The organism is Streptomyces hazeniae (assembly GCF_031845485.1).
GTDB lineage: Bacteria > Actinomycetota > Actinomycetes > Streptomycetales > Streptomycetaceae > Streptomyces > Streptomyces hazeniae.
In genome coordinates this window covers 62335-71391 of sequence record NZ_JAVREQ010000031.1, presented here as the reverse complement: position 1 = coordinate 71391, position 9057 = coordinate 62335, and the positions used below count along the sequence as shown (strand labels likewise).

Below are 9057 nucleotides of genomic sequence, written 5' to 3'. Positions count from 1 at the left end.
CGCCTCGACCCACGCGGGTGAGTAGCGCGTCGAGGCTCTCCCCGGCCGGCCGGGCCGATGTCGAGTTTTTGTTCGCCCGCACCCGCGGCTCCTTCTGAGGTTTTCACGCTCGCGCCGGCCCGGGCCGATTGAGTTCTGGCTGTGGGCCTCCCGGGTGAGCCTGCCACACCCCTCTCGCCCTGCCGGTGCCAACCGCCTGTCGTGCCGTTGAGACGGGGCCGGGAGGTTCAGGTGGCCGTATTGGTGAGGTGTGCGGTGATGACGAGGTTGTCCTGGTAGGTGCGTGTGTCTGGGTCCCAGCCGGTGCAGGTGATCAGCGTCAGCCGGGGGCGCGTGGTGGGCCGGTAGACGCGTGCGGGGAAGTCGTCGCGGGGATGCACCTGCATGCCGGAGACGGTGAAGGAGGCGGTTGAGCCGTCGCGGCGGTTCACTTCGATGCGGTCGCCGCGCTTCAGCGAGGAGAGTGGATAGAAGGCGGCGGGACCGTCGGTGTCGTCGACGTGCGCGACGACCAGGGCGTTGCCGCGCTCCCCGGGGGTGACCGAGCCGGTGTACCAGCCTGCGTCGTCGGCGTCCTTCGGGAGGGCGATGGAACCGTCGCCGGCGAGGCCGACCGCTTCGATGCGGGCGGCCAGACCGACGCGGTCGGCGGTGACCCGCACGGGAACCGAACGCGGCAGGCCCGCGGAGGACGGGGCGGGCTCGGCAGCGGTCTCCGGCTGATCGGGTGCCGTTGCGGCGGCGGGTGGTGCGGGTGGCGGGGTAGTTGCGGTGTCGGTGAGGCCGAGGGTGAGGAGTGCGCTGCCGGTGAGGGTGCAGGCGGTGGCCGCCGCGGTCAATAGACCGCGGCGGCCGGTGCGCCAGGTGAACGGCATAGGGCCTGTGCCGTTCAGTTCTGGCGGGTGGTGCGGCGGCGCAGCCAGTAGGCGCTGGCGCCGGCGAGGAGGAGGGCCCCGCCGGTGGTCGCTGCAGCGGCCGTGGTGGCTGTGTCGCTGCTCTGGGTGCCGCCCTGGCCGCCGGAGACGCCGCCGTGCGGCGACTTCTTCAGCGTGCCGCACAGCGCGGGGAAGGTGGCCTCAGCCGGAAGCTTGGGGTCCAGGAGGCTCTTGCCGAGGTTGAAGTCGTACTTGCCGTTGCCGTTGTAGTCGATGCCGTGCACCACCACGACGGCGGTGCCGGCACGCAGCGACTTCGCGGCCTCCTCACTGACCGTGAAGCTGCGCTCGTAGTGGTAGCTCGAGCCGGTCGGGAAGCGGTCCACCGCCAGGCCGGAGGCCGGGCTGGTGTCGCCGCGGGTCGTGAGCGAGGTGCCGATCCTGCCGTAGAACGGCGCCCCGTCGGGCGTGGACAGGGACAGCTTGCCGTTGTGCTTGGTGGCCGCCGACTCCGGCGGGCACACGCCCTTGGCGGCGATGTGGAAATGCTGCGCGTGCGGGGCGTTCAGCAGGCCCTTGACGTGCATCTTGACGCTGACGTGCCGGCCCTTGAGGTGGACCTTGGCCCAGCCGCGCCCGGTGACCCTGTTGACCTTGAACGGGTCCAGCTTCGCGTGCAGCGAGAGCGGCTTGTGGTGGTCGGGGGTGGGCATGCCACCAGCGGTGGCGGCCGGGGCGAGGGCCATCATCGGCGCAGTGGCGGCCAGCGCCGCCGCGGCAGCCAGAACGGTTCGCTTCATCAGGGTTCTCCAGCTGAGAGAAACGGACGCGACCCCAGGCGAAGAAGCGTGCACGTGCCGGGGGCCGCCGCATACACCTCTCGAAACTGACCGTCCCGCCCGCTGTCCGCCACTGCAGCCGCACCCTGGAAGACGTCACCAGAATCGGCCACCCGGCCCAACCACCAGTCTCCGCCCGCACCGCACAAGGCCCGGCCGGTGCAGGTCACACGACCCCACCATGACCGCACCGCTGCCGCGACACCCAACACCTCGAAGCCGATGCGACGAACGGGCGACTCCGGTGTAGGCACCGCAGCCTTCCACTCGCCCCGCCGCATCGACTGCGGTACGCCCTCATCTCACCGAAGTACTCCAGCCCGAAGATCGGATCGCCGTTCACACTCGCCCGGCCCGGAAGCGTGCGCCCCCGGAGGTTCCGGTTCGCCGGCGTTCGGGTGTGCGCGTCTCGGCCGGTTGCGGTGGGAGTCGTGCTGATGTGCGCCTGGCGTGCCGACTTTCGGGGAAGATCGTCCGCTGAGCGGGGTGAGGTGGCCATCGTGCGGGTTTGCCCCACGCGTCACTGTTTGTGATCCGCATCACGGCTTGGATCGATGGCTCGCGCATGAATCTGCTCGCCGCGCGAGTGGGGTGACATGTGTCATGTCTGGTCACGCACCGTGTGTTCTGTGTCGCTTTGGGTCTACTAATCAGTAGTGGATCTTGCATCAGGCATATGCGGTCACCAGGTGGCGTGGCCAAGCCCAGATTCTCGGGAGCGACTTCCGCAAACAGGGCCGCCGACCGGTTGACTTGATGCCGTGAGGACACCGAAGTCCTCAGGCAGACGCGCGAGTTGGAGACAAGGGGAGCGCTCGTTGCGGTGCCTTCCAAGCCGGTCCCGAAAGGACATCGATTTGCTTCAGCCGTCCAGCGGCACGGCGGCCCCGGCCGCCGTCGCCGCCTCACCCCCCGCACCGGAGCCGGCAACCCAGCCGCAGCACGACCGCGATCCCAGGGGCATAGCGGGACTCCCCACCCGGAAGCAGCACTCCAGCCGGCCCACTCCCGCGCTCCCCGCCATCCCGCGCAGCGCCCGGGAGGTCCTGGCATGACCGAGAACGACAAGAAGGACCCGAGGACGACCCGGCGCACCGAGGCCCGCGAGACCCGCATCCCGCTGGAGTTCCAGGCCTTCCACCAACGGTTCTACCGGCCCTACCGCCGCTACGCCGAACTCCTCCTCGGGGACGAGGAGATCGCCAAGCAGGTCGTGCACCGCGTCTTCTACAGCCTCCTGGTGGGCTGGAAGCGGCTGATGGAAGAGGCCAATCCGCGCGAGAGCGCCTGGGGACACCTGAAGGAGGCCGTCGACGACTACCTCGTCAGCCAGGACCGCGAACCCGCCATCACCGAGACGGCGGCGTTCTACTACCGGTTCAGGGAGCAGATGGACGATCTCCGGGACAGGTTCGCCGCCCTGGAGACCGGCCTCGGCCTCTACGCCGCCATCTCCAAGCTGCCCCCGCGCCAGCTGGACGTGGTGGTCCTCCACTACGTCTTCGCCTTCAGCCGCGCCCGCACCGCCGACATCCTGGGAGTCGAGGAAGCCACCGTCCGCTCCCACCTGACCTATGCCCGCCGCCGGCTCGCCGACGAGCTGGGCATCGACCTCGACACCAACCGAACAGACAACTGAGAGGGACACCCGCACCATGCCCGTGCCGCGCACCTTGGACGACGTCCTCAACGACGCCTGCGCCTTGCCCGCCGATGACCCGGACGAAGAGAAGGAGCTGAAGGCCTCCCGCGAGCGGCTCGCGGAGGACTACTTCGACGCGGTGCAGCGCGGCACCGCCCAGGGCGGCTTCCCCCACCCCGCGCTCGGCCCGGCCCCGCTCAATGCAGCGGGGCCGGACCGGGCCGGCCCCGTCGCCCGCCGCGAGCGCGCCGCCCGCGACCTGCGCGCCCTCTCCTCCCTCGCCATCCGCACCCCCGACGCCGCCACCCACATCACCCGCCTGGCCACCAAAGAGATCGACGCCGACAACGCCCTGGTCTTCGCCTGCCTCCTTCACCTGGCCGACCGGGACGACCAGGCCGAGTTCTTCTGGCAGTTCGCCGCCGGAGCCGGCAAGACTGCCTCGGCCGAGTGCCTCTCACTGCTCCACACCGTCCGGGGAGAACTTCGCGCCGCCCGTCACTGGGCAGAACAGGCCGCCGACCTGGACGATCCCGAGACCCCACGGCACCAGGACCGCGACCACGAGGACGTCACCACACGGGTTCGGCGCGAACCACGCCTGCTGTACTCGCTGAACCTCCTGAAGGTCTGGCGCCTGCTGCGGGGGGAGGACAGCGAAACGCTCACCATGAGCGCCTTCCACGCCTGCGCGGGAACCCTCTCCCGAGCCCTGACCTCGGCCATCCAGCGACTTGGCACCGAGCCGGGCGAGGCCGTGTTACTGACCTGGCCGGACCGGAACGTGGCCGCTCAGCTGCAGGGGTGCGCCGCCAGGTGACCGCTGTCCGCCCGGCGGCCCCGCGCAGCCGCCGGGCGGGCAGCCCAAGAGGAGGGCTGGAGAGAGGACGTGACGTGCGGTTCGTACTCCGAATGCGCATACGCGGCCGTACCATGAACTCCGGTACCACCTCTCTTCCCTGATACCTCGTCGGCCGTACCGGCCGGCGGGCGCCCGCCGCGGCGGGCTGGACCGAAGAGGAAGGAGTACCGATGGAGAAGAAGCCGACGCCGAAGCGACCGGAACACCGGTGGACGCCTGCCGAACGATGGCAGGTCGGACTCGCCGGAGTGAGCGTCGCGGTGGCCGTCTTCTTCGGGGTGATCTCGCTCTGGTAATCGGGCGGTCATCACGAGTCCGGAAGGCTCGGTCTCTCGCGCATAAGCGACGAGTCCGACCGCGACACACTCGGCCGGACTCGAAGCAGTAGCGCAGGGCCCTGCTCGGGGGCCACGACCCCCCGGGTTCGGGCCCTTCGTGCGCTCCCAGGAATCCCTCGGCATCTGCAACTCCGCTGACTGAACAGCGAAAACGCGTCTCCAAGCGTCCCTGTACGCATTCCAGAGTACAGCCTTAACAGACGCCTAACCCCGATGCTGCCGAGATAGGTCACAACGCACACAACCCCGATCCTGTACTTCTAAGACCGTGTCCTATGTGGTGAGGCGGGCGAGTCGTTTGTAGCAGCAGAGGGCGGCGGCGAGGCCGAGGAAGGCCAGGTAGTTCCGGGGATGTCGCTCGTAGCGGTGGTTGAGGCGGCGATAGCCGGTCAGCCAGGACATGGTGCGTTCGATGACCCATCGTCGGCGGCCGAGGCGTTCGCTGGAGTCGATGCCCTTGCGGGCGATGCGAACGCCGATGCGTTTGCCGCGTACCCAACGCCGCAGTTCAGGGACGTCGTACGCCTTGTCTGCGTGCAGGCGCCGGGGCTTGAGATGGCGGCCGCGGTGAGGGTCGTGTCTCGTTTGGTGGCCGGCGACCATGGGCTTCAAGGCGAGGCTGTCGTGGACGTTGGCGGCCGAGACGCCGACGAGGAGGAGCAGTCCGTTCCCGTCCGACAGATGTGCATCTTGGAACCCGGCTTGCCGCGGTCCACGGGACTCGGACCTGTGTGTTCGCCCCCTTTTTGGCCCTGACGTGGGCGGAGTCGAGGACGACGCGTGAGACGTCGAGCAGGTCGGCGTCATCCAGGCGCCGCAGAATCTCCTCATGTAGCCGGCCCCACACCCCCGCACGCGACCAGATGAGGAACCGCCGGTGGGCGGTGGACTTCGATATGCCGAAGCACGGCGGTAACGCCCGCCAGGCACATCCGCTGACCAGGACGTAGATGATGGCGGCGAACACCGTCTCATCAGGCGTGTCCGGCGTCCCGCCGCGCTGCGGCCGGACCCGCGAGGGAGGGATCAGCGGCTTCGCGATCTCCCACAACCCGTCCGGAACGATCCAACTCCACCTACCCCGCCCCATGACCAGCTCAACGACGCCTCACCACATAGGACACGGTCTAAGAACTCGTCTCATTTGGCGAGTCTGCGGTAGCAGATGAGGGTGCAGGCGATGCTGGTGAAGGCGAAGAAGTGGTCGGCTTTGCGTTCGTACGTCGGTGGAGGCGGCGGCCGCATCCAGCCTTCCGCAGGCCCACTCAACCGCCTACCCGAGCCGGTCCATCTCGGACAAGAACGTCAGCCGCTTGGCCCTCGACAGCTCCGACAGCCGCTGCACAGACGGACCGTCCACCAGAAGCACCGAGTATCCCGGAAGGAACTGCGCGTCGCCGTTGCGGCAAACCCCGCCTACAGGCGCCGCAACACGGCAGGGTTCTCGCCCTTCAACGCGCTTCCGATCCGGTCCATCCGCAGTCACCAGTCATGCGGCGAACCTACAGGGCTGTGATCACGGACCTCCGGCGACTTCGTCCGACTCATCGCCCTCCCTCCCCACATACTTCGGGTCTCAACGAAATGGGGAGAGGAGCACAGGTAGCCGCTTTCAAAGATCCCCATCAGCACGTCACCCGACGGAGCCGCTCAGGTACTGGCTGGACGTTCACGGACGTAACAGTGGAGAACGGTTTCGCCTGCTGCCGTCGCAGTCCGAGCGAAAGCGCCCTCCGAGACGACCCTGACCCGACCCCCGCTTGCGTAGCGAGGTCCTCGCGGAGGGGATGTCCCTGCCCGGGGCCGGTGATCTCACTCTGAGAGCGATGTTCCGAGTCCAGACTGCGGCGGAGAAGTACGGTTGCCGACATGAGGATTGCTTCCGTCTTCTTCGGTCACCCCGATGCCGTCCACCTGAATGACCGAGTGCAACTCGAGTATGCCGAGCGATACGGGCACGAAGGCGATGTCACGCCGCTGGAGCCGACCATGTTTGAACCCCCGCATGGGCGTTTCCTGGTTGTCTACGACGACCAGGACCTGCCGGTTGCCAGCGGCGGCTGGAGGGCTCAAGACAGAGACGAACTCGGGTACGCGGACGGCGACGCGGAGATCAAGCGTATGTACGTAGTACCGGAGGCTCGTGGACGTGGCCTGGCCCGTCTGGTGCTGGCGGCCCTCGAGGACGACGCCCGCGCCGAGGGGCGCACCACGATGGTGCTGGTGACCGGGACACAGCAGCCGGAAGCCGTCTCCCTCTACCTCTCCAGCGGCTACAAACCCTGCGCCAAGTTCGGACACTATCGCTTCGTTGATTTCAGCCTCTGCTACGCCAAGCCGTTGGACACTGCTTCTCAGCCCACATTGTCACGTGCCGAAGCCGTGGTGCACGAAACTGCCGGTCCCTGATCCGCTGCCCGCCGGAACAGAAAAGGTCAGGTCACGCCGACTAAGCTGCAGCGATGTCAGCGGTACGGCCAGCGCGTTGACGTTCTTGCCCGGGCGTGCCGGGGCGGGTGCCGCCTCATCTTGGTCCCGACGGCGGGTCAGGCAAGGCCGTGTTCGGGCTCGATGGCCCATGCGCGGGGTGAACGTCGGCGTGTGACTCTGCTCTTGTGCTCCGTCCGGAGATATTGCGCAGTGCGAACGGCTGAGCGATCGCCAGCACGAAGCAAGCGGCGGCCGTGACGGACCACAAGACCGCTGTCCCCGCGTGCTCGAGGAGCTGGGTGCCGGCGAGTGGGGCGGCCACTGAGGCGATGCCCCAACTCGTGCCGTACGCGGCCATGTATCGTGCTGAGGCTCCCCGCGGAGCCAAGTCGGCGACGACCGCGTACATGCGTCCCATCAGCAGCAGGTCGCCCAGGCTCCACACGGCAGTCGCAACCAGGAAACTGGGAAGCGAGTGCGCTGCGGCGTAGCCTGCCAGGCCGACGCCGAGCAGCAGGTAGCCCGCGGTCAAGACGGCGGGAGCAGACATCACGGCCAGTGGGTTCGCTCGCAACAGCGGCTGACCGCACACGATCACCAGCGCTGAGGCGGTGAAGAGGAGCCCGGCGTCCGCTGGCGATTGACCGCGGTCCGCCAGCGACAAGGGAAGCACGATCATGACCTGGAGGTAGACCAAGGCGAACACGGTCCCGGAGGCGAGCAGCATCATCAACGTGCGATCACGCCACGGCGAAACCGACACAGTTTCCGAACGTGAGGCCCTCCCCCGGAACCTGGCGCGGTCAGCGGGCAAGACGAGGTGTATGACGATCGCACACGCCAGGCATGTGATGGCGTCTGCGACGAACAACCAGCGCAGATCCCAGCGACCCAGGCCGGTCGCGAGCAAGCCGGCGCCCACCCCTGCCACGGCCAGGGCGGCGTTCAGCAGACTGTAGGCACGGACACGCTGCGCCGTGCCAGCTACCTCGCCGATGATCGCTTGGCTCGGTGGCTCGTAAAGCTCGAAAACGAGCCCTAGAAACACTGCGGAGCAGACCGCTGTCGGCAGATTTCCTGCCGCCGCAAGTCCCAACTGGGCCACGGTGCATCCGGCAAGCCCGAGCACGATGGTCCGACGGCGGCCGAAGCGGTCGGCCAAGTGCCCTCCGAGCAGGCGGGAAGGAATCGTGGCGAGCCCGAAGGAGGTGGAGACCAGCCCGGCCGCGGCGATACTCGCGCCGAACTCAGTGGTGATCAGCACGGTGAGGAATGACAGTGAAAACGCGCCCAGACGGTTCACCGCCCGCGCTGCGATGAGCAGCCACACCACGCGGGGTAGCCGTTGCCCGCTCGACGGGATTCGCATGTACACCCCGTTGTTGTTACTGACGAATCAGGTATCGTCAGTAACAACCCTAGAGTCCGAGGAGTGACTGGTCAAGTGATGTTCGACAGTCACGTTGCGACGCTTCTGGACGTTGCGGTCTCCCTCGTTAACGCGCTGACCGACGGGGCGCGCCGTGGCAGGCCGTATGTCGCACCCAGTGATGACCGTCTCCCCGATGCCGTCGCCTCCGCGCTGCCCTCCACCGCGCGTCCCGCTGAAGTCGAGGCGAAGCAGGCGGCTCGGCTCGCCCGTACCGCAGAGCAGATGAAGGCCGTCTTCGAAGCGGTCGACGACGGACGCATCGACGGGGCAGCCGACATCCTTAACAGCCTCCTGCGAGCAGCCGGCGCTCGCCCACAGTTGGACCGGGCATCAGGTGAGCCCTGGCAGATGCACTTCCATGGCTCCGACGACTCCCTCGCTGTGGGGTGGAGTGCCGGCTGCGCCACCGCGCTCGCTCTGGCAATCGGCAGCGACCTCGCTGGGCGCCTCGGCGTCTGCGGGGCTCCTCAGTGCGACCGTGTCTACATCGACAACTCCCGCAACGCAGTCCGGCAGTTCTGCTCCACTGCCTGTCAAAGCCGCGTCAAGGCCGCAGCCTTCCGTGCACGCAAATCCCAACAGCAGTGAACCGCCCGGGCGACCGGTGCTCTCTGGCGGCGGCAGCTGCGCGTCGGCGGG

General features: G+C 68.0%; 8 protein-coding genes and 2 pseudogenes. 5 read left to right on the top strand and 5 right to left on the bottom strand.

The genetic code is table 11. The features are described 5' to 3' along the window. Positions 1–227: 227 nt before the first annotated feature. On the bottom strand, positions 228–875 hold the full coding sequence (locus tag RM572_RS25790) for a sortase domain-containing protein (RefSeq protein WP_311675785.1): 648 nt from the start codon (positions 873–875) through the stop codon (positions 228–230). 14 nt (positions 876–889) lie between these two features. Beyond that, entirely contained in the window at positions 890–1675 is a 786-nt protein-coding gene (locus tag RM572_RS25785; RefSeq protein ID WP_311675784.1) for a hypothetical protein, read from the bottom strand. Positions 1676–2765: 1090 nt separating this feature from the next. Between RM572_RS25785 and RM572_RS25780 the strand changes: the two genes are divergently transcribed. From RM572_RS25780 to RM572_RS25770, 3 genes are all read left to right on the top strand, one after another. Further along, complete coding sequence (locus tag RM572_RS25780) at positions 2766–3353, top strand: RNA polymerase sigma factor (protein ID WP_311675783.1); 588 nt, start codon at positions 2766–2768, stop codon at positions 3351–3353. A 22-nt stretch (positions 3354–3375) separates the two neighbouring features. Further along, positions 3376–4176, top strand: coding sequence for a hypothetical protein (locus RM572_RS25775; protein WP_311675782.1), 801 nt, complete (start codon positions 3376–3378; stop codon positions 4174–4176). A gap of 212 nt (positions 4177–4388) precedes the next feature. Next, on the top strand, positions 4389–4514 hold the full coding sequence (locus RM572_RS25770; RefSeq protein ID WP_311675781.1) for a hypothetical protein: 126 nt from the start codon (positions 4389–4391) through the stop codon (positions 4512–4514). Between the two features lie 315 nt (positions 4515–4829). Here RM572_RS25770 and RM572_RS25765 read toward each other — a convergent pair. Together RM572_RS25765 and RM572_RS25760 are read right to left on the bottom strand one after the other, a co-directional pair. Continuing rightward, positions 4830–5646 (bottom strand): annotated as a pseudogene (locus tag RM572_RS25765) (IS5 family transposase). Positions 5647–5832: 186 nt separating this feature from the next. Next, positions 5833–6032: pseudogene (locus RM572_RS25760) on the bottom strand (diadenosine tetraphosphate hydrolase); the annotation flags it as partial. 393 nt (positions 6033–6425) lie between these two features. Here RM572_RS25760 and RM572_RS25755 point away from each other — a divergent pair. Next, entirely contained in the window at positions 6426–6965 is a 540-nt protein-coding gene (locus tag RM572_RS25755; RefSeq protein ID WP_311675780.1) for a GNAT family N-acetyltransferase, read from the top strand. 115 nt (positions 6966–7080) lie between these two features. Here the strand turns inward: RM572_RS25755 and RM572_RS25750 are convergent, their stop codons facing one another. Beyond that, positions 7081–8355, bottom strand: a complete 1275-nt coding sequence (locus RM572_RS25750; RefSeq protein WP_311675786.1) for an MFS transporter — start codon at positions 8353–8355, stop codon at positions 7081–7083. Positions 8356–8433: 78 nt separating this feature from the next. Between RM572_RS25750 and RM572_RS25745 the strand changes: the two genes are divergently transcribed. Next, the gene (locus RM572_RS25745) at positions 8434–9006 is read left to right on the top strand and encodes a CGNR zinc finger domain-containing protein (protein WP_311675779.1); all 573 of its coding nucleotides are present in this window, start codon (positions 8434–8436) and stop codon (positions 9004–9006) included. The last annotated feature ends 51 nt before the right edge of the window (positions 9007–9057 follow it).

Coding starts and splice junctions, on each gene's coding strand:
- RM572_RS25790 (WP_311675785.1), bottom strand. CDS start 875: ATGCCGTTCACCTGGCGCACCGGCCGCCGCGGTCTATTGACCGCGGCG.
- RM572_RS25785 (WP_311675784.1), bottom strand. CDS start 1,675: ATGAAGCGAACCGTTCTGGCTGCCGCGGCGGCGCTGGCCGCCACTGCG.
- RM572_RS25780 (WP_311675783.1), top strand. CDS start 2,766: ATGACCGAGAACGACAAGAAGGACCCGAGGACGACCCGGCGCACCGAG.
- RM572_RS25770 (WP_311675781.1), top strand. CDS start 4,389: ATGGAGAAGAAGCCGACGCCGAAGCGACCGGAACACCGGTGGACGCCT.
- RM572_RS25755 (WP_311675780.1), top strand. CDS start 6,426: ATGAGGATTGCTTCCGTCTTCTTCGGTCACCCCGATGCCGTCCACCTG.
- RM572_RS25750 (WP_311675786.1), bottom strand. CDS start 8,355: ATGCGAATCCCGTCGAGCGGGCAACGGCTACCCCGCGTGGTGTGGCTG.
- RM572_RS25745 (WP_311675779.1), top strand. CDS start 8,434: ATGTTCGACAGTCACGTTGCGACGCTTCTGGACGTTGCGGTCTCCCTC.